This is a genomic window from Microbacterium meiriae, assembly GCF_040685015.1.
GTDB lineage: Bacteria > Actinomycetota > Actinomycetes > Actinomycetales > Microbacteriaceae > Microbacterium > Microbacterium meiriae.
The window spans coordinates 158606-177647 of the sequence record NZ_JBFBHD010000002.1; the positions used below are offsets into that span (position 1 = coordinate 158606).

Sequence of the window (19042 nt, forward strand, 5' to 3'; positions counted from 1 at the left end):
GTGACGATTACTCGTCGTCCTCCGACTTCTTCTTCCGAGGCTTCTTGACCGGCTCGGTGGAGATCACCGAGCTGGGCGTGTTCGGAGTCTCATCGACGTGCGTCTCGTCGACAGTGAGCGGGGCGTCGGGGAAGCCGGCACGCTCATGAGCGCCCTGGATCTCTGCGACCTCCGCCGCCTCGTTGCCCTCGGTGACGTGGTGCTGGTGAGCGTCCGCGGCATCGATCTCGGCCTGCGTGAGCGGGGCGAGGCGATCCTCGAAGAACCAACGCGACATCGCCGAGCGGAGGTTCTCCGTCCACGGGATGCGGCCCTTCGCGTTCGGACGGACGACGAGCGGCTCGTAACCGTCGATGTCGATGAGCTTCCAGCGGTCGTACTTGTCGACCGGCTGGTGCACCTCGATGAACTCGCCGCCGGGGAGACGCACGATGCGGCCCGACTCGAAGCCGTGCAGGACGATCTCGCGGTCCTTCTTCTGGAGCGCGATGCAGATGCGCTTCGTGACGAAGTAGCCGATGATCGGGCCGAGGAACAGCAGCGCCTGCAGCGTGTGGATCACACCCTCCATGGTGAGCATGAAGTGCGTCGCGATGAGGTCGGACGAGGCCGCCGCCCACAGGACCGCGTAGAAGATGACGCCGGCGACGCCGATCGCGGTGCGGGTGGCCGCGTTGCGCGGGCGCTGGGCGATGTGGTGCTCACGCTTGTCACCGGTGACCCACGCCTCGATGAAGGGGTAGATCGCGACGATGACGATGAACAGGCCGAGCACGGCGACCGGGGCCAGGATGCCGAACGACCAGGTGTGGTCGAGGAACACGATGTCCCAGTTCGACGGCGCCAGACGGAGCGCGCCGTCCGCGAAGCCGATGTACCAGTCGGGCTGCGTACCCGCCGAGACGGGGGAGGGGTCGTACGGTCCGTAGTTCCAGATCGGGTTGATCTGGAAGAACGTCGCGATCAGCACGATGGTGCCGAAGACGATGAACAGGTAGCCGCCCATCTTGGACATGTAGACCGGCATCATCGGGTAGCCCACGACGTTGTCGTTCGTCCGGCCGGGGCCGGCGAACTGCGTGTGCTTGTTGATGATCATGAGCATCAGGTGCACGGCGATGAAGGCGATGACCAGCATCGGCAGCAGCAGGATGTGCAGGGTGTACAGGCGTCCGACGATGTCGGTACCGGGGAACTCGCCGCCGAAGAGGAGGAACGAGGTCCAGGTGCCGATCAGCGGGAGACCCTTGATCATGCCGTCGATGATCCGGAGGCCGTTACCCGAGAGCAGGTCGTCGGGGAGCGAGTAGCCGGTGAAGCCCTCCGCCATCGCGAGGATGAACAGCACGAAGCCGATCACCCAGTTGAGCTCGCGCGGCTTGCGGAACGCACCCGTGAAGAACACGCGGAGCATGTGCACACCGATTCCGGCGATGAACACCAGCGCGGCCCAGTGGTGGATCTGGCGGACCAGCAGACCGCCGCGGAGGTCGAACGAGATGTGCAGCGTCGACTCGAGGGCCGACGACATCGCGATGCCGCGCATGGGGGCGTATGCGCCGGTGTAGTGGGTCTCCACCATGGAGGCCTGGAAGAAGAACGTCAGGAAGGTTCCGGAGAGGAACACGACGACGAAGCTCCAGAGCGCGATCTCACCGAGCATGAACGACCAGTGGTCGGGGAAGATCTTGCGACCGAGCTCCTTGACGAAGCCCGAGAGGCTGGTGCGCTCATCGATGTAGTTCGACGCGGCGCCGACGAAACGGCCGCCGAGAGGCGCCTTGGTGTCCTTCTCGTCCTTGGACAGCGTTGCGGTGCTCAATGGCGCTCCCAGAAGCTCGGGCCGACGGGTTCGGTGAAGTCGCTGCGTGCGATGAGGTAGCCCTCGTCATCCACGGTGATGGGCAGCTGGGGCAGCGGCCGGGCGGCCGGGCCGAAGATGACCTTCGCGTGGTCCGTGACGTCGAACTGCGACTGGTGGCACGGGCACAGCAGGTGGTGGGTCTGCTGCTCGTACAGCGCGACGGGGCAGCCGACGTGCGTGCAGACCTTGGAGTAGGCGACGATGCCGTCGTAGGACCAGTCCTTGCGGTCCTCGGCCTCAGTGAGCTGCTCGGGGCGGAGGCGCATCATCAGCACGATGGCCTTGGCCTTCTCCTCGAGGTAGCCCTCGTCGTGCCCGAGCTCCGCGAGGTCCTCGGGGATGACGTGGAAGGCGGAGCCGAGCGTCACGTCCGCTGCGCGGATGGGGGTGCCGTCCGGGTCGCGCACCAGGCGCATGCCCTCGTCCCACATCGTGTGCTTCAGCAGCGCGACCGGGTCGCCCGCGGTGGGGTCGTCCGGCGTCGAGTGCGGAGCGAGGCCGCGGAACAGCGTCACGCCGGGGATGATCGACGCCACGATCGCGGCGAACAGCGAGTTGCGGATCATCGTGCGGCGTCCGAACCCGGACTCCTCGTTCGCGTCGGAGAACGCCTTGATGGCGGCCTCACGCGTGGAGTCCTTGCCCCGGGTGGGGTGGCGGTGCTCGATGAACTCCTTGTCGGACATCAGCGCCTTGGACCAGTGGATGGCACCGATTCCGAGGGCCAGCAGCGCGAGCGCGATGCCGAGACCGATGAAGAGGTTGTTCTGACGGATGTCGATGAGCGCGCCGCTCTCGATCGGGAACAGCATGTAGGCGGCGACCGCCCAGATGCTCCCGGCGAGGGACAGGTAGAACAGCGTGTAGACGGTGCGGACCGCGGTCTTCTCGGCGCGCGGGTCCTTGTCGGTCATCCGCTCGCGGTGCGGCGGAAGACCGGGGTTCTGCACGGGATCGCTGACTGCGACACCCAGCCCCGGAGAGGGCTGGTAGGCCCTGTCAAGAGCCTGCGAGTCGTCGTCGTGTGCCATGGTGCTCCTCGTACGTTCCTCTTCGATGAATAAGCGTCAGTTGGACTTCGCCGTGATCCACACGGTGATGGCGACCAGAGCGCCGATACCGAAGATCCACACGAACAGGCCCTCGGAGACCGGTCCGAGCGAGCCGAGGGAGAAGCCGCCGATCTGGACGGACTGCTGCTGGAAGAGCAGAGCCGAGATGATGTCGCGCTTGTCCTCGTCGGACAGGTTCATGTCGCCGAAGACCGGCATGTTCTGCGGGCCGGTGACCATGGCGGCGTAGATGTGCAGCGCGCTGGTCTCGGTGATCGCCGGAGCGTACTTGCCCTCGGTCAGTGCGCCACCGGCGGCGGCCACGTTGTGGCACATCGCGCAGTTGACGCGGAAGAGCTCGGCGCCGTGCGCCACGTCGCCCTCGCCGTCGAGGATCTTCTCGGAGGGGAACTCCGGTCCGGGGGCCTCGGACTGCACGTAGGCCGCCATCGCGAGGATCTGCTCCTCGGTGAACTGCGGCTCCTTCTGCGGGGCCTGCGGTCCCTGCATCTGCAGCGGCATGCGGCCGGTCGACACCTGGAACTCCACCGCGAGCTCGCCGACGCCGTAGAGGCTCGGGCCGTTGGGGGTGCCCTCCAGGTCGAGGCCGTGGCAGGTAGCGCAGTTGGCCGTGAACAGCTTCTCGCCGTCCTCGACCGTCAGCTGCGTCGATGCCGTGGGCGCGTCGTTGGCGGCGAATGCCGCGGTCGCACCCGCGTACACAGCGCCGGTGATCATGAGGCCTGCTCCGATGAGCGCGGCCGCCGCCAGTGGGCTGCGACGACCGCTCGAACGGCGCTTCTTCTCTCGTGCCATCTCGGGGATCAGCTCCGCTCTTATTTCAGGAAGTAGATAACGAAGAACAGCACGATCCAGACGACGTCGACGAAGTGCCAGTAGTAGGACACCACGATCGAGGAGGTCGCCTCCTTGTGCCGGAAGTTCTTGACGGCGTACGCGCGGCCGATCACCAGGAGGAACGCGACGAGTCCGCCGGTGACGTGGAGGGCGTGGAAGCCGGTGGTCAGGTAGAAGGCCGAGGCGTAGGCGTCAGCCTGGATGGGCATGCCCTCCGCGACCAGCTGTGCGTACTCCCAGACCTGGCCGGAGACGAAGATCGCGCCCAGGGCGAAGGTGAGGAAGAACCACTCGACCATGCCCCAGCCGAACAGGCGACGGCGGCCGGCGCCGTTCTTCTGTCCCTTGCCGATCTTGTACGGCTGCAGGTCCTCCGCCGCGAACACACCCATCTGGCAGGTGAACGAGGAGAGCACGAGGATCGCCGTGTTCACTGCCGCGAAGGGGACGTTCAGGAGCTCGGTACGGTCGGCCCACAGCTCGGGTGAGGTGCTGCGGAGGGTGAAGTAGATCGCGAAGAGTCCCGCGAAGAACATCACCTCGCTGCCGAGCCACACAATGGTGCCGACAGCTACCGGGTTGGGCCGCTTGATGGTTCTCGCCGCCGGGGCATACGTCGCTGAGGTCGTCACCCCTCCATTATGGCCGATCCGCGAGCGTGATTCTTGCACCCCCGGCCCTCGATTCGCCCGTCGGTGACTTAGGGGACCCTAAGAAAACACTGCGAATACCCGGTGAATACGCGGGAAACGCCGCACATTCGGTGTCTGCGCGCCCGCTCGGATCGCACTGCACGTTTTCTCCGCGCCGATAGGATCGCACACATGGCTGATTCCCTGACCTGGTCCGACGTGCTCACCTCTCTCCTGGAGCGTCGCGACCTCAGCGTCTGGGAGTCCACCTGGGCCATGCGGCAGATCATGCAGGGTGGGGTCTCCGAGGCGCAGCTCGCGGGGTTCCTCGTGGCGCTGCGCGCGAAGGGCGAGACGATCGATGAGATCGTCGGCTTCCGTGACGCCATCCTCGAAGCGGCCGTGCCGCTTCCGGTCTCCCCGAATGTGCTGGACATCGTCGGCACGGGTGGGGACCGCGTGGGTACGGTGAACGTCTCGACGACGGCGGCCGTGATCATCGGCGCGACAGGCATCCCGGTGGTCAAGCACGGGAATCGGGCGGCGAGTTCCGCGTCCGGCTCCTCCGACGTCCTCGGTGCGCTCGGCCTCGAGCTCTCGCTCGACCCGGCGGCCGTCGCCTCGATCCTCGACCGGACAGGCATCACCTTCGCCTGGGCCGGGGCCTTCCATCCCGGGTTCAAGCACGCGGGTGCCGTCCGGTCGCAGCTCGGCGTGCCGACCGTGTTCAACATGCTCGGTCCGCTGTGCAACCCGGCGCGCGCGGAGGCGAACGCGGTCGGCGTGGCACAGATGGAGCGGGTGCCGCTGATCACCGGCGTCTTCCGCACGCGGGGGGCCACGGCGCTGGTGTTCCGCGGCGACGACGGCCTGGACGAGCTGACGACCACAGGGCACAGCAGGATCTGGGAGGTCACCCGCGGGGACATCCATGAACACGATCTCGACCCGCGCGACCTGGGCATCCCCCTCGCCGACCTGTCCGACCTCATCGGCGGGTCTCCCGCCCACAACGCGGACGTGCTCCGGCGGACGCTCGCGGGGGAGCAGGGGCCCGTCCGGGACATCGTGCTCCTGAACGCCGCCGCCGGGATCGTCGCCTTCGAGCTCTCCCAGGACGCGACCCAGGTGCAGCGGCCGATCCTCGAGCGCCTCCGCGACGGGCTCGCCCGTGCATCCGCTGCCGTGGACGACGGGAGTGCACTGGCCAAGCTCGACCAGTGGATCGGCGTGAGCCGCGAGCTGGCGGCCCCTCAGGAGTGACCATGGATCCGGTCGACGCGCTGCTCGAGATCGCCTCGCTGCTGGAGCGGGAGCGGGCGTCACGCTACCGGGCCAAGGCCTTCCGTCAGGCGGCCGCGACATTCCAGGACCTCCCTGCCGATGTGCAGGACGACCCGACCCGTCTTCGGGCGGCCAAGGGCATCGGCGAGTCGACCTTCGCCGTCATCCGGCAGGCTCAGGCCGGTGACGTGCCGGAGTATCTGATCGAACTGCGCGGGGACGTCGAGCCTGAGCGGGTGTCTGCGCTCCGTGGAAAGCTGCGCGGGGACCTGCACGCTCACACCGAGTGGTCAGACGGGACGACCTCCATCGAGGTGATGGCCGCCGCAGCCCGCGCGCAGGGGCACGAGTACCAGGCCATCACGGATCATTCGCCGCGCCTCCGCGTGGCCCGAGGTCTCTCGGTGGAACGGCTGCGTGAGCAGATCCCGCAGGTGCGGGCGCAGTCGGGGGACGGATTCACGTTGCTCGCCGGCATCGAGGTGGACATCCTCGAAGACGGCGCCCTCGATCAGGACGACGCCGTGCTCGCTGAGCTGGATGTGGTCGTCGCCTCCGTGCACTCGAAGCTGCGCATGGACGGCCGGGCGATGACGAAGCGGATGATCGCCGCGGTGTCGCATCCGCGGGTGAACGTCCTCGGGCATTGCACGGGTCGTCTCGTGCAGGGGGACCGTGGCACGCGCCCGCCTTCGGCCTTCGACGCCGCGGCCGTCTTCGCGGCCTGTGCGGAGAACGGGGTCGCCGTGGAGATCAACTCCCGTCCCGAGCGTCAGGATCCGCCGGACGAGCTCATCGCGATCGCGCTCGACGCCGGTTGCCTGTTCTCCATCGATTCCGACGCACACGCCCCCGGCCAGTTGTCGCTCCTGGACCACGGAGCCGAGCGGGCGGAGCGTGCCGGGGTGCCGGCATCACGCATCGTCACCACGTGGGGCCTGTCGCGTCTGCTCGCCTGGGCGGAGTGACGGGCGCCCTCGTCAGGCGTCCGCGACCGCCTTCGCCGCCTCGGTGACCGCGGTGACGGCGCGGGCCATGGAGCTGCCGAGGTTCCAGCGCTCGGCGAGGGCCGTGGCCGCCTCGGCCTCGTCCGGCGTGAGGGCATGCAGGGCGACACCCGGGGCGGTGATCGGGAGCGACGTGGCGACGGCGACGACGGTCGGAGCGACGTCCAGGTAGGCCTGCGCGTCGAGGATCTTCGCGCGGATGCCCGCGCTCATGCCCTCACCCGCGTCCGCGGCCTCGCGGATACCGAGCAGATCGCCGTGCTTCTGCAGGAGCGTGGCGGCCGTCTTCTCGCCGATGCCGGCGACACCGGGGAGCCCATCCGACGCGTCCCCGCGCATCGTCGCGAAGTCCGCGTACTGCGTCGGCAGGACACCGTACTTCGTGACGACCGTCGCGTCCGTGACGAGTTCGAGATTGCTCATGCCGCGGGCCGTGTAGATCACCCGGACGTCCCGGGCGTCGTCGACGAGCTGGAAGAGGTCGCGATCGCCGGTCACGATGTCGACCGGCATCGTCGCGTTCGTCGCGAGGGTGCCGATCACATCGTCCGCCTCATGCTCGGCGACGCCGACGATGGGGATGCCGATGGCGGCGAGCGTCTCCCGGATCAAGGGGATCTGCGCCTCCAGCGGGTCGGGGACCTCCTCGACGTCCGGCGCACCGGTGACGACCTCGACCACGCGGTGCGTCTTGTAGCTGGGGATGAGGTCGACCCTCCACTGCGGACGCCAGTCGTCATCCCAGCACGCCACGACGTGGGTCGGCTGGTAGGTCGTCACCAGCTTGGCGATCATGTCCAGCAGGCCGCGTGCGGCGTTGATCGGGGACCCGTCCGGGGCTGTGACCTTGTCGGGCACCCCATAGAACGCGCGGAAGTAGAGGCTGGCGGTGTCGAGCAGCATGAGGCGTTCGGCGCGGGTCATGGATTCAGGGTAGAGCGTGTCCCATCGGGCGCTCAGCAGCCGGCCGCCGCGGGTCGTTCCTCACACGTCCGCGCCACGAGCGCGGTGGTCGCCTCGTAGATGCGGATGTCCTGGGACGCTCCCTCTATCGACAGCTCACCGGGAACCGCGAACCAGCCGCCGCCGACGTCGACCTGCGCCGTGTACGCGACCGTCGTCCTCGTCGAATAGGTGCCCCGTCGCGCATAGGTATAGCTCGTCTCGGTCGGCGTGAACGGCGCCTGCCCGAGCATCGACCAAGTGCGACCGCCGTCGGGCGTCACCGCCGTCGTGCCGTCGCCGTGGTCGAAGACGACGCGAACGGGCGTGAAACGCACCGTCACGGGCCGGTCGAGGAGTGTGCCGGTCGCCGTGTGTGCGGCGACGGTCGCCACGAAGTTGGTCGGCATCCCCACGACGCCCACGTTGCCCGGCTCGGCCGTCGTGGTCACGGGGGCGGGTGCGAACTGCGCGACATCCTCGATCGTGAGCGGCGTCCCGGACTCCTCCGTCACCCGCACCGCGTACATCCCGCACGACCGGCTCAGCACCGTGTCGGTCCGGCACGCCTTGCTTTCCGTCTCGGGGACCGCAGGGGGCCTACGGTTCGAATGCGTCCATAGATCGGAAGGGTGAGTCGCGGCGGAGACGCTCACGGTCGAACCGTCCGTCCCAGCTAGGAAATCTGAGAATCCCGGCGAATCGGCCCCAGAAGCGAACTGCACTAAGAGCATGATCACGACTACGAACCTGGGCACGAAGCATCCTCAATGCGGTTTGCAGTGTCGACAGTCAGAACTCCGTGCGGATGCGCCAGCAACAAGAGCTCCAGAGCGTAGGCACTGGGACGGTCAGGAGAAACGCCAGAGGTGCCGTCTTGGTTTGTGATTCGGACCTTCGACACATCTAGGCATGCAGATGCGCGGATGCGTTCGAACGGGGGCTCGCTTTCTTGCCCCTCAAAGAAGATGATGCTTGTATTCCCCGCCAGTACTTGCCCTTCCGCGTGCATCCGCGAGAAGTTCTTTCGATCCGATGCCTCCACCCCGCCACTGGACAGCTCAAACAACGGCTCGAACGTCGATGGGTCTCGGGTGTCGACGCGATTGAGGGCGTCGATGTAGTCGGAGAAGGTGGCCTCGGCGGCGGCGAAGGCCTCTTCTTCGGACGAGAACGCGGGGGAGGGAGTCGGCGTGGGCTCCGCAGTGGGGGTACACCCGGAGAGCATCGAGACGCCGACTGCCAGCGTGGCGAGCAGGCGGAAAGCGGTGGGCGAGATCACCGGGCCACCGTATGCGGAATGCCGAGCTCGCTGCCGACGTTATCCACAGAGCGGCTGCGAGGAATCGGCTCCTTCATAGGGCGGCAACTTCTGGTAGCCTGAACTGTCACTCGTGGCGTGTACACGCATGCCCAGGTGACGAACACACCACAATCCACCTGCTGCGAAGCACATCCCGACCGTGCGCGGTCATGCTCCGCAGCCCGAGTATCCATTCACAAGGACAACCCACTACATGACTACCGCAACGACCGCCCCGGCCACCAAGCAGGTCGCCATCAACGACATCGGATCTGCTGAGGACTTCCTGGCCGCGGTCGAGAAGACCCTGAAGTTCTTCAACGACGGCGACATCATCGAAGGCACGATCGTCAAGATCGACCGCGATGAGGTCCTGCTCGATGTCGGCTACAAGACCGAGGGTGTCATCCCCTCGCGCGAGCTCTCGATCAAGCACGACGTCGACCCCAACGAGGTCGTCAAGGTCGGCGACGAGGTCGAGGCCCTCGTCCTCCAGAAGGAGGACAAGGAAGGCCGCCTGATCCTCTCCAAGAAGCGTGCGCAGTACGAGCGCGCCTGGGGAGACGTCGAGAAGATCAAGGAGAACGACGGCGTCGTCACCGGTACGGTCATCGAGGTCGTCAAGGGTGGACTCATCGTCGACATCGGCCTCCGTGGCTTCCTCCCGGCCTCGCTCATCGAGCTGCGCCGCGTCCGCGACCTCACGCCGTACCTCGGCCAGGAGATCGAGGCGAAGATCCTCGAGCTCGACAAGAACCGCAACAACGTCGTCCTCAGCCGCCGTGCGCTCCTCGAGCAGACGCAGTCGGAGTCGCGCACCACGTTCCTGAACAACCTGCACAAGGGTCAGGTCCGCAAGGGTGTCGTGTCGTCGATCGTCAACTTCGGTGCGTTCGTCGACCTGGGCGGCGTGGACGGCCTCGTGCACGTCTCCGAGCTGTCCTGGAAGCACATCGAGCACGCCTCCGAGGTCGTCGAGGTGGGCCAGGAGGTCACCGTCGAGATCCTCGAGGTCGACCTCGACCGCGAGCGCGTCTCCCTGTCGCTGAAGGCGACGCAGGAGGACCCGTGGCAGGTCTTCGCCCGCACCCACGCGATCGGTCAGGTCACGCCGGGTAAGGTCACCAAGCTCGTTCCGTTCGGTGCGTTCGTCCGCGTCGCAGACGGCATCGAGGGCCTCGTCCACATCTCCGAGCTCTCCAGCAAGCACGTCGAGCTGGCGGAGCAGGTCGTGTCGGTCGGCGAAGAGGTCTTCGTCAAGGTCATCGACATCGACCTCGAGCGTCGCCGCATCTCGCTGTCGCTGAAGCAGGCCAACGAGTCGGTCGACCCCAACGGCACCGAGTTCGACCCGGCTCTGTACGGCATGCTCGCCGAGTACGACGAGAACGGCGAGTACAAGTACCCGGAGGGCTTCGACGCCGAGACCGGTCAGTGGAAGGAAGGCTTCGACGCCCAGCGAGAGGCATGGGAGCAGGAGTACGCTGCGGCCCAGGCTCGCTGGGAGGCGCACAAGGCTCAGGTCGCGAAGGCGGCCGAGGCCGAGGCTGCGGCCGGCGACGACTTCGGCGGCCAGTCCTTCTCGAGCGAGACGGCCGGCGCCGGCACGCTCGCCGACGACGAGGCTCTCGCGGCTCTGCGCGAGAAGCTCTCGGGCGGCAACTCCTAAGTAACACTCCGAAAAGGGTCGTCACCCCGCTTCACGGCGGGTGTGACGGCCCTTTTCGTATGCCCGGACCCCCGGAAACCGCTGCGTGACGCAACGTTACGGCCGCATTCGTAACAATCCAGCGCCTCCGACACGATGGGGACATGACCGCCCTCCTGCCCGCTGCGTCGAGCACTGCCGAGGCCCCGAAGGGGTCGGGTTCCGCGCAGCCCGTCCGCCTCGACGGCATCGCGCGCTCGTTCCCGCTCGCGCAGGGCCGGCGAGAGGTGCTCCGCGGCATCAACCTCGACATCGCCGCCGGGGAGATCGTCGCCGTCGTCGGTCCGTCGGGATGTGGGAAGTCCACGTTGCTGCGCCTCATCGGCGGCCTCGACGCTCCCACCACGGGCACGATCCGGCTCGACGGTTCGAGCGTCGCCGACGTGGACGAGCGCACCGCTGTCGCGTTCCAGGAGCCGCGGCTGCTTCCATGGCGCACGCTCGCCCAGAATGTCGAACTGGGACTGCCGCGCGGGACCGGCCGGGTCGCCGGACGGACACGTGTGCGTGAGCTGCTGCAACTCGTCGGACTGGAGCATGCCGCCGACCAGCGCCCTCGTGAAGTCTCCGGCGGCATGGCCCAGCGCGCCTCGCTCGCCCGCGCTCTCGCCCGCAACCCCGGGGTGCTGCTGCTGGACGAGCCGTTCGGCGCGCTCGACGCCCTCACCCGTCTGCGCATGCACGACCTGCTGCTCAAGATCCACGCCGCCGAGCCCACCACGGTGCTGCTCGTGACCCACGACGTGGAGGAGGCCCTCTACCTCGCCGACCGCGTGCTGCTGCTGCGCACCGTCGGCGCGGGAGACGACGAGTCGTCCGTCGCGCGGACGGTCGACGTCCCCGGCGTCCGCCCCCGAGACCGCGCCGACCGCGGCCTCGCCGACCTGCGCGCCGAGCTCCTCGAAGGGCTCGGCGTCGACACGCACCACCACACCCCCGAGGAGAACCGATGAGCACCATCACCCGCCGCATCATCCCTGCGATCGCCGTCGCCGGGACGATGATGCTCGTCGCCACCGGCTGCGTCGCCGGCGAGAACGCGACGGCCGACGCCGAGTCCACGCCCGCCGGGAGCGGCGAGTGGTCCGCCGACACGCTGTCCATCGACTTCGCGACCTACAACCCGCTCAGCCTCGTGATCCGCGACCAGGGCATCCTCGAGGACATCCTCGGCGACGACGTGACCGTCGAATGGGTGCAGTCCGCCGGGTCCAACAAGGCCAACGAGCTGCTGCGTTCCGGCTCGGTCGACGTGGGTTCGACGGCGGGCTCGGCCGCGCTGCTCGCTCGCGCCAACGGTTCCCCCATCCAGGTCATCGACATCTACTCCCAGCCCGAGTGGTCGGCCATCGTCGTCGGTCCCGACAGCGACATCACGTCGGTGGAGGACCTCAAGGGCGCGTCCGTCGCGGCCACCAAGGGCACCGACCCGTACTTCTTCCTCCTCCAGGCGCTGGAGGAGGGTGGGCTGTCGCTCGCGGACGTCGAGGTGCAGAACCTCCAGCACGCGGACGGGCGGGCCGCGCTCGACGGCGGGTCCGTCGACGCGTGGGCGGGTCTCGACCCCATCATGGCCGCTGCGGAGCAGGAGTCGGGCGACACGCTCATCTACCGCAACGTCGACTTCAACACCTACGGTTTCCTCAACGCGACCGAGGACTTCATCGACAACCACCCGGATCTCGCACAGGCCGTCGTCGACGCCTACGAGGAGGCGCGCGTCTGGGCGCTCGAGCACCCGGAGGAGACGGCCGCCCTGCTCGCCGACGTCGCGGGCATCGACCTCGAGGTCGCGACCACGGTGATCCAGGAGCGGTCGAACCTCGACGTGAGCGGCGTCCCCGGTGACGACCAGCTCGCCGTTCTCGAGAAGATCGCGCCGGTGCTCGTCGAGTCCGGCGATGTGCAGGGCGGTCAGGCATCGGTCGACAAGGCGCTCTCCAGCATCATCAACGACACCTTCGCGACGAAGGCGGGCGCAAGCGAGTGACCGGTTTCGAGGAGCGGGTGGTCGTCCCGGCGGAATCGCGGGACGCGCTCGAGTTCGCGAAGGGTGCTCCCCGCGGGAAGCCCGGGGGAGCACGGCGTGGCCTGCCGCCTGTCGTGCGGATCCTCGGGGGCTTCCTGCTCCCCGCCGTGATCCTCATCGCCTGGCAGGTGGTCACGACGGCCGGGCTCATCGAGCCGTACCGACTCCCGACGCCCGGATCGGTCTTCCAGGCCGGAGTGGAACTCGCCGAGACCGGACAGCTCTGGACCCACATCGCCATCTCGGTCCAGCGGGTGCTGCTCGGATTCGCGATCGGCTCGGTCATCGGGCTCGCCGCGGCCGGCATCGTCGGACTCTCGCGGTGGGGTGACGTTCTGCTCAGTCCCACCCTCGCCGCCGTTCGCGCCGTCCCGTCGCTCGCCTGGGTGCCGCTGCTGATCCTGTGGATGCAGATCGGCGAGGAGTCCAAGGTGACCCTCATCGCGATCGGCGCGTTCTTCCCGGTCTACACGACGGTCGCCTCGGCACTGCGTCACGTGGACCCGCAGCTCGTCGAGGCGGGACGCTCGTTCAGCCTGCACGGCTGGTCGCTGTTCCGCACGGTCCAGCTCCCGGCCGTCGTGCCCTCCGTCGTCGCGGGGCTGCGTCTCGCGCTCGCGCAGGCATGGCTGTTCCTCGTGGCCGCCGAGCTCATCGCTTCGTCCATGGGGCTCGGGTTCCTGTTGACGGACTCGCAGAGCACCGGGCGTGTCGACCGTATCCTGCTCTCCATCGTGTTGCTGGCGCTGCTCGGCACGATCACCAACGGCGTGCTCGCACTGCTGGAGAAGTACCTGTTGCGGCGATGGACGTGACGATGACCGAGGCCCGGCTGCAGGAGGAACGGGTCTATCCTCCGTCGCCCGCGTTCCTCGATGCCAACGTGACCGCAGAAGCCTATGCCCGCGCGGCCGCTGATCCTCTGGCCTTCTGGGAAGATGCGGCCCGCCGGCTGGACTGGGTCGAGCCCTGGCACCTCGTGCACGACTGGGAGCCGCCTCTCGACGGTGCGGTCCCCGCGGCGCGATGGTTTCTCGGCGGGCGGCTCAACGTCGCGGTGAACTGCGTCGATCGGCATGTCGATGCCGGACGCGGAGACAAGGTCGCCCTCCACTTCGAGGGGGAGCCGGGCGACCGGACCTCGGTGACCTACGCCGACCTGCAGCGTCGTGTGGCCCAGGCGGCGCACGCGCTGGAAGACCTCGGGATCCGACCGGGCGATCGCGTGGTGATCTACCTCCCCGTGCTCGTGGAGACCGTGGTCGTCACGCTCGCGTGCGCGCGGATCGGAGCCGTCCACTCGCTCGTCTTCGGAGGGTTCTCCGCGGAGGCCGTGCGGTTCCGGCTCGAGGACACCGGGGCGAAGCTGCTCGTGACCAGCGACGGCCAGTTCCGGCGGGGGACGGCGACCGAGGTCAAGTCCGCCGCCGACGCCGCCGCTGCGGGACTGCCGGACCTCGAACACGTCCTCGTGCTCCGTCGTACCGGACAGGTCGTCCCGTGGACCGACGGCCGTGACGTGTGGTGGCACGACGTCGTCGACACGGCACCGAGCGAGCACCAGGCTGAGGCCTTCGATGCCGAGCACCCGCTGTTCATCATCTACACCTCCGGCACGACAGGGAAGCCGAAGGGGCTCGTGCACACCTCCGGCGGCTACCTGACGCACGCGAGTTGGGCGCACTGGGCGCACTTCGACGCCAAACCGGATGACGTTCACTGGTGCACGGCCGACCTCGCCTGGGTCACCGCGCACACCTACGAGATCTACGGACCGCTGTCGAACGGGCTCACCCAGGTCATCTACGAGGGCACGCCGGACACTCCGCGTCGCGAGCGGCACCTGGAGATCATCGAGCGCTACGGCGTGACGGTCTACTACACGGCGCCGACACTCATCCGGACGTTCATGACCTGGTTCGGCGACGAACTGCCGGGCGGACACGACCTGTCGAGCTTGCGGCTGCTCGGCACGGTGGGTGAGGCGATCAATCCGGAGGCCTGGGTGTGGTTCCGCCGGAACTTCGGGCGGAATGAGCTCCCCGTCATCGACACATGGTGGCAGTCGGAGACCGGTGCCGCGATGATCGCCCCCTTGCCCGGCATCACGCCCCTGAAGCCCGGCTCCGCGTCGGTCCCGCTTCCGGGCATCGACGTCGCCGTGGTCGACGAGAACGGTGACGAGGTGGCGCCGGGCCGATCCGGGACCCTGGTCGTCCGGCGCCCGTGGCCGGGGATGGCGCGGACCGTCTGGGGGAACCCGGAGCGCTACCGCGACGCGTACTGGTCCGCGTACGCCGGAGTGGGGGCGCACGGCGGCTACTACGTTGCGGGAGACGGGGCGACCCGCGACGCCGATGGCTTCATCTGGATCCTGGGGCGGCTCGACGACGTCGTGAACGTCTCCGGTCATCGCCTCTCGACGATCGAGATCGAGTCGGCGCTCGTGGCGCACGAGACGGTCGGCGAAGCCGGGTCCGCCGGTGTGGCGGACCCGGTCACCGGGCAGGCGGTCGTGGCGTTCGTCACCCCGTCCGGCCGGGCGGAGATCGACGCGCACGCGCTGCGCGCTGAGGTCGCCCGCTCGATCGGTCCGGTCGCGAAGCCGAAGCACGTCGTCGTCGTGCCCGATCTGCCCAAGACGCGCTCGGGGAAGATCATGCGCCGCCTCCTCGCGCAGCTCTGGGACGCGGAACAGGATCGGCGGGCGGGACGGACCCCGCAGGCGCTCGGCGACACGACGTCACTGCAGAACCCCTGGGCCGTCGACGACATCGCCGGCGCTCTCGCCGCAGAATCGAGGACATCATGACCGACGACCATCGTTTCGGGTTCCGCACCCGCGCCCTTCACGCCGGGGGCACCCCGGACGCCGCCACCGGGGCGAGGGCGGTGCCGATCTATCAGACGACGTCGTTCGTCTTCGACGATGCGGCCGACGCCGGAAACCTCTTCGCGCTGCAGAAGTACGGCAACATCTACTCGCGTATCGGCAACCCCACGGTCGCCGCCCTGGAGGAGCGCCTGGCTTCGCTGGAGGGCGGAATCGGTGCGGTCGCGACCGCCTCCGGCATGAGCGCGGAGTTCATCACGTTCGCCGCCCTCGTGGGCGCGGGTGATCACGTCGTCGCCGCGGCGCAGCTCTACGGGGGCACGGTCACGCAGCTCGACGTGACACTGCGTCGCTTCGGCGTGGAGACGACCTTCGTCAGCTCCTCCGACCCGGCTGACTTCGCCGCGGCCGTCCGTCCCGAGACCAAGGTCGTCTACGTCGAGATGATCGGAAACCCCTCGGGCGAGATCGCCGACATCGAGGGTCTCGCCGCTGTCGCCCACGAGGCAGGCGTGCCGCTCGTCGTGGACGCCACCCTGGCCACCCCGTACCTCGCGCGTCCGCTGGAGCACGGGGCGGACATCGTCATCCACTCGGTCACGAAGTTCCTCGGCGGTCACGGGACGACCCTCGGCGGCGTGGTCATCGAGAAGGGCACCTTCGACTGGGGCAACGGCAAGTTCCCCCAGATGACCGAACCGGTGGCCTCCTACGGCGGCATCTCCTGGTGGGGCAACTTCGGGGAGTACGGGTTCCTCACCAAGCTGCGCTCCGAGCAGCTGCGCGACATCGGACCCGCGTTGAGCCCGCAGTCGGCCTTCACGCTCCTGCAGGGCGTGGAGACCCTGCCGCAGCGCATCGACGCTCACCTCGCCAACGCCCGGGTCGTCGCCGAGTGGCTGGCGGCAGACCCCCGAGTGGCCTATGTGACCTGGGCAGGGCTGGAAGATCACCCGCACTATGAACGCGCCGCCAGGTACCTGCCGCTGGGACCGGGATCCGTGTTCGCGTTCGGGGTCGCCGCCGAGGACGGCCGCGCTGCGGGGGAGGCGTTCATCGAGAACCTGCAGCTCGCGTCCCATCTCGCCAACATCGGCGATGCCCGCACCCTGGTCATCCACCCGGCCTCCACGACGCATCGCCAGCTCACCGAGGAACAGCTCGTCGCCGCCGGCGTGCGCCCCGACCTGATCCGCATCTCCGTCGGCCTGGAGGACGCGGAGGACATCATCTGGGACCTCGATCAGGCCCTCACCCTCGCGACGGGAGCCCACCGATGAGCACGACCTCCGCCGGCGACGCCTGCACCCTTCCTGCGACCACGGACGCGACCAGCTGCGCGCTTCCCGTCACCGTCGAACCGGGCCGCACGTGGACCGGACCCTCGCAGCCGCAGCGGTTCGGGCTGCTGCGCCGGGCACGATCCATCGCGATCGTCGGTGCCTCCGGGAATCCGTCACGGGCCTCGTACTTCGTCGCGACCTACCTGCTGTCCAGCACGGACTACGACGTCTATCTCGTGAACCCGAGGGAGACCGAGATCCTCGGACAGCCGGTCTACCCGTCGTTGAGCGCCCTGCCCGTGCAGCCTGACATCGTGGACGTGTTCCGTCGTCACGACGACCTCCCGGGGGTCGCGCAGGAGGCCATCGACAGCGGGGCGAAGACCCTGTGGCTCCAGCTCGGCTCCTGGAACGAGGAGGCCGCTGCGCTCGCCGAGGCGGCGGGCCTCTCGGTCGTCATGGACCGCTGCATCAAGATCGAGCACGCCCGCTTCCACGGCGGACTGCATCTCGCCGGCTTCGACACCGGCGTGATCAGCTCCCGACGGCAGCTGCTCGCGCGCTGAGGGGGCTGCGCCGCGCCCAGGAGGCTCAGGTGCAGATCGTGTCCGCCGTGGTGCGGTGCAGCGTCACGGGAACCTGAAGGTCGGTGAGGTGCCAGTCGAGGCTGCGTCCGGTGAGCCGGGGCAACGAGGAGCACGTCCACGCGGGGTCCGGCGTGACGTGACTGCCCGGGAGCACCCCCGCAGCGTTCCACGAGGTCCACGTCCGGGGAAGGCCCGTCGCCTTCTTCAGATCCACGTCGACGTCGACGTGGTGCGACCCGCCCGGGGCGTTCGTGCTGATGTAGAAGTGGCCGGAGGCGTCGCTGATCTCCTCGTAGCGGATCGCCGTGATCGCGCAGGTGGTGGGGGCGGCCGTGGGGCTGCTGTACGCCTTGCACGTGTTCCCCGTGAATGGGGACAACCAGGCGGATGCCGCCGTCACCGTTCCCTTGACGACCGCGCGGTCCGTCCACGCCGCGCTGGTGGTGGGAACGCTCGCCTGTGCGAGCGACACGAAGACGACCACCACCGCGAAGACGAAGCCGGCCAGCGGGAACACGAGTCGTCGCGCCGGGGTCACGTCGTCAGGGGCTTCCGCGCCGGGTGCTCCACGGGGCTCATCATGCTGAGACCGAGCAGCCCCAGGAGCCCGAGGAGCAACGGGAGGGCGACAGCGGGCGTCGTCATCCGCATGATCGCGGTTCCCCACCCGGGAAGCTGCACCGCTGGCTTCCACACGTCGCCGGTCACCGGATAGTCGAGAGCGTCGGAGAACTCGTTGGCGTCGCCCTTCATGGTGATGGTGCGCGCGCCATCGGCGGCTTCGATGGCGGTGATGCGATGGGTCACCAGGGAGTCGGTCAGCGCGCTCGGCAGGCTGACGACGTCACCCACCTCCAGAGAGTCGGCGGGGACCTTCGTGGCGATGAGGAGATCGCCCGTCATGATCTCGGGCTCCATCGAGCCCGAGATCACGACGAGCGGCTGGAGGACTCCGATGGCCGTGGCGCCCCAGACGACGCCGCAGCCCACCCCCATGACGGCCAGCGTCCAGAGAACGGGCAGGGCGAGCCGGCGGAGGAGCTGCACCACGATTCGTCCTTCGTCTCGGCTGCGGCGGTGGGTGGTCAGTTGGTCGCGGTCGCGGAGACCGTGACGAGGATCGTGCCGGTCTTGCCCTGGTTGCTGGTCGCCCAGTCCGCCGGAGTGGTGACGACGAGCTCGAACTCATCGGCGGCGGTGGACCCCGAGGAGGTCAGCGACGCCGCGAGTCCGGTGATCGTGGCGGTCGGCTTGACCGTGAAGTCGGTCGCCGTGGTGCCGGGGGCGTACTCGACGGTGGAGGTGAGCGCGGCGTTGACGGAACTGACGTTCTTCACCCAGAGCTTGATGGTGCGGGTCTCGCCGGGAAGCAGGTTCGCCAGCTTCTCGGCGGGGACGACGAGCTCGATGCTGTTCTTGGCCGCCGACTCCTTCCAGGTGGTTCCGTCGACGGAACCCTGGAGGTTGAAGGTGGCTCCCGCGGCGGGGGCGCTGAAGAAGGTGTTGTCCGTCCACGCGGCGCTGGTGAGCGCCGCGCCGATGCCGCCGGTCGCGAGCACGGCCAGCGCGAACGCCATGATCGGGCGTCGCCGGGAGCGTCGCTCGGTGCGGTGAGGGCGTGTGGAGGCATCCGTGTTCGTCATGGTTTCGACGTTACGCA

The 19042-nt window shown here is 68.4% G+C and carries 19 protein-coding genes; 9 read left to right on the top strand and 10 right to left on the bottom strand.

The window, feature by feature from the left end; translation table 11 throughout:
* Positions 1–7: 7 nt before the first annotated feature.
* From qcrB to ctaE, 4 genes are read right to left on the bottom strand one after another with little or no spacing between them, the layout of a single operon-like run.
* Entirely contained in the window at positions 8–1822 is a 1815-nt protein-coding gene (gene qcrB, locus AB0N68_RS09235; protein ID WP_259954717.1) for a cytochrome bc1 complex cytochrome b subunit, read from the bottom strand.
* Positions 1819–2895: a cytochrome bc1 complex Rieske iron-sulfur subunit gene (gene qcrA / locus AB0N68_RS09240; RefSeq protein ID WP_187661772.1), complete on the bottom strand. Its 1077-nt coding sequence runs from the start codon at positions 2893–2895 to the stop codon at positions 1819–1821. The genes qcrB and qcrA overlap by 4 nt, the downstream gene beginning before the upstream one ends.
* Before the next feature lie 36 nt (positions 2896–2931).
* Positions 2932–3732, bottom strand: coding sequence for a cytochrome bc1 complex diheme cytochrome c subunit (qcrC, locus tag AB0N68_RS09245; protein ID WP_187661771.1), 801 nt, complete (start codon positions 3730–3732; stop codon positions 2932–2934).
* Positions 3733–3752: 20 nt separating this feature from the next.
* The gene (gene ctaE / locus AB0N68_RS09250) at positions 3753–4406 is read right to left on the bottom strand and encodes an aa3-type cytochrome oxidase subunit III (protein ID WP_101845082.1); all 654 of its coding nucleotides are present in this window, start codon (positions 4404–4406) and stop codon (positions 3753–3755) included.
* Between the two features lie 192 nt (positions 4407–4598).
* On the opposite strand from ctaE, the gene trpD reads away from it, so the two are divergent.
* Together trpD and AB0N68_RS09260 are read left to right on the top strand one after the other, a co-directional pair.
* Complete coding sequence (gene trpD, locus AB0N68_RS09255) at positions 4599–5669, top strand: anthranilate phosphoribosyltransferase (RefSeq protein WP_187661770.1); 1071 nt, start codon at positions 4599–4601, stop codon at positions 5667–5669.
* 2 nt (positions 5670–5671) lie between these two features.
* Complete coding sequence (locus AB0N68_RS09260) at positions 5672–6658, top strand: PHP domain-containing protein (protein ID WP_187661769.1); 987 nt, start codon at positions 5672–5674, stop codon at positions 6656–6658.
* A 12-nt stretch (positions 6659–6670) separates the two neighbouring features.
* On the opposite strand, the gene AB0N68_RS09265 is transcribed toward AB0N68_RS09260, so the two are convergent.
* The 3 genes from AB0N68_RS09265 to AB0N68_RS09275 form a co-directional block, all read right to left on the bottom strand.
* Positions 6671–7621: a 5'-3' exonuclease gene (locus AB0N68_RS09265; RefSeq protein WP_259954715.1), complete on the bottom strand. Its 951-nt coding sequence runs from the start codon at positions 7619–7621 to the stop codon at positions 6671–6673.
* A 32-nt stretch (positions 7622–7653) separates the two neighbouring features.
* Positions 7654–8154: a hypothetical protein gene (locus tag AB0N68_RS09270; RefSeq protein ID WP_259954714.1), complete on the bottom strand. Its 501-nt coding sequence runs from the start codon at positions 8152–8154 to the stop codon at positions 7654–7656.
* 227 nt (positions 8155–8381) lie between these two features.
* Positions 8382–8921: a hypothetical protein gene (locus AB0N68_RS09275; RefSeq protein WP_259954712.1), complete on the bottom strand. Its 540-nt coding sequence runs from the start codon at positions 8919–8921 to the stop codon at positions 8382–8384.
* Between the two features lie 235 nt (positions 8922–9156).
* On the opposite strand from AB0N68_RS09275, the gene rpsA reads away from it, so the two are divergent.
* The 7 genes from rpsA (at position 9157) to AB0N68_RS09310 (ending at position 17361) form a co-directional block, all read left to right on the top strand.
* Positions 9157–10611, top strand: a complete 1455-nt coding sequence (gene rpsA / locus AB0N68_RS09280; protein WP_259954710.1) for a 30S ribosomal protein S1 — start codon at positions 9157–9159, stop codon at positions 10609–10611.
* Positions 10612–10754: 143 nt separating this feature from the next.
* Complete coding sequence (locus tag AB0N68_RS09285) at positions 10755–11603, top strand: ABC transporter ATP-binding protein (protein ID WP_259954708.1); 849 nt, start codon at positions 10755–10757, stop codon at positions 11601–11603.
* Positions 11600–12640: an aliphatic sulfonate ABC transporter substrate-binding protein gene (locus AB0N68_RS09290; protein ID WP_259954706.1), complete on the top strand. Its 1041-nt coding sequence runs from the start codon at positions 11600–11602 to the stop codon at positions 12638–12640. The genes AB0N68_RS09285 and AB0N68_RS09290 overlap by 4 nt, the downstream gene beginning before the upstream one ends.
* On the top strand, positions 12637–13494 hold the full coding sequence (locus tag AB0N68_RS09295) for an ABC transporter permease (protein WP_259954705.1): 858 nt from the start codon (positions 12637–12639) through the stop codon (positions 13492–13494). Before AB0N68_RS09290 ends, AB0N68_RS09295 begins: the two co-directional genes overlap by 4 nt.
* Positions 13485–15491 (top strand): acetate--CoA ligase, encoded by a 2007-nt coding sequence (acs, locus tag AB0N68_RS09300; protein ID WP_396654770.1) that lies wholly within the window; start codon positions 13485–13487, stop codon positions 15489–15491. The genes AB0N68_RS09295 and acs overlap by 10 nt, the downstream gene beginning before the upstream one ends.
* Positions 15488–16792: an O-acetylhomoserine aminocarboxypropyltransferase/cysteine synthase family protein gene (locus AB0N68_RS09305; protein ID WP_280564115.1), complete on the top strand. Its 1305-nt coding sequence runs from the start codon at positions 15488–15490 to the stop codon at positions 16790–16792. The genes acs and AB0N68_RS09305 overlap by 4 nt, the downstream gene beginning before the upstream one ends.
* Positions 16789–17361, top strand: a complete 573-nt coding sequence (locus AB0N68_RS09310; RefSeq protein WP_259954702.1) for a CoA-binding protein — start codon at positions 16789–16791, stop codon at positions 17359–17361. Before AB0N68_RS09305 ends, AB0N68_RS09310 begins: the two co-directional genes overlap by 4 nt.
* A 25-nt stretch (positions 17362–17386) precedes the next feature.
* Here AB0N68_RS09310 and AB0N68_RS09315 read toward each other — a convergent pair whose 3' ends face one another.
* The 3 genes from AB0N68_RS09315 to AB0N68_RS09325 are packed head-to-tail and all read right to left on the bottom strand — an operon-like array spanning position 17387 to position 19025.
* Positions 17387–17920 (bottom strand): hypothetical protein, encoded by a 534-nt coding sequence (locus AB0N68_RS09315; RefSeq protein ID WP_280564107.1) that lies wholly within the window; start codon positions 17918–17920, stop codon positions 17387–17389.
* On the bottom strand, positions 17917–18432 hold the full coding sequence (locus AB0N68_RS09320) for a signal peptidase I (protein WP_280564105.1): 516 nt from the start codon (positions 18430–18432) through the stop codon (positions 17917–17919). Before AB0N68_RS09320 ends, AB0N68_RS09315 begins: the two co-directional genes overlap by 4 nt.
* 35 nt (positions 18433–18467) lie before the next feature.
* A complete protein-coding gene (locus tag AB0N68_RS09325; RefSeq protein ID WP_187661757.1) occupies positions 18468–19025 on the bottom strand; it encodes a hypothetical protein in 558 nt (185 codons plus the stop codon).
* Positions 19026–19042: the final 17 nt, after the last annotated feature.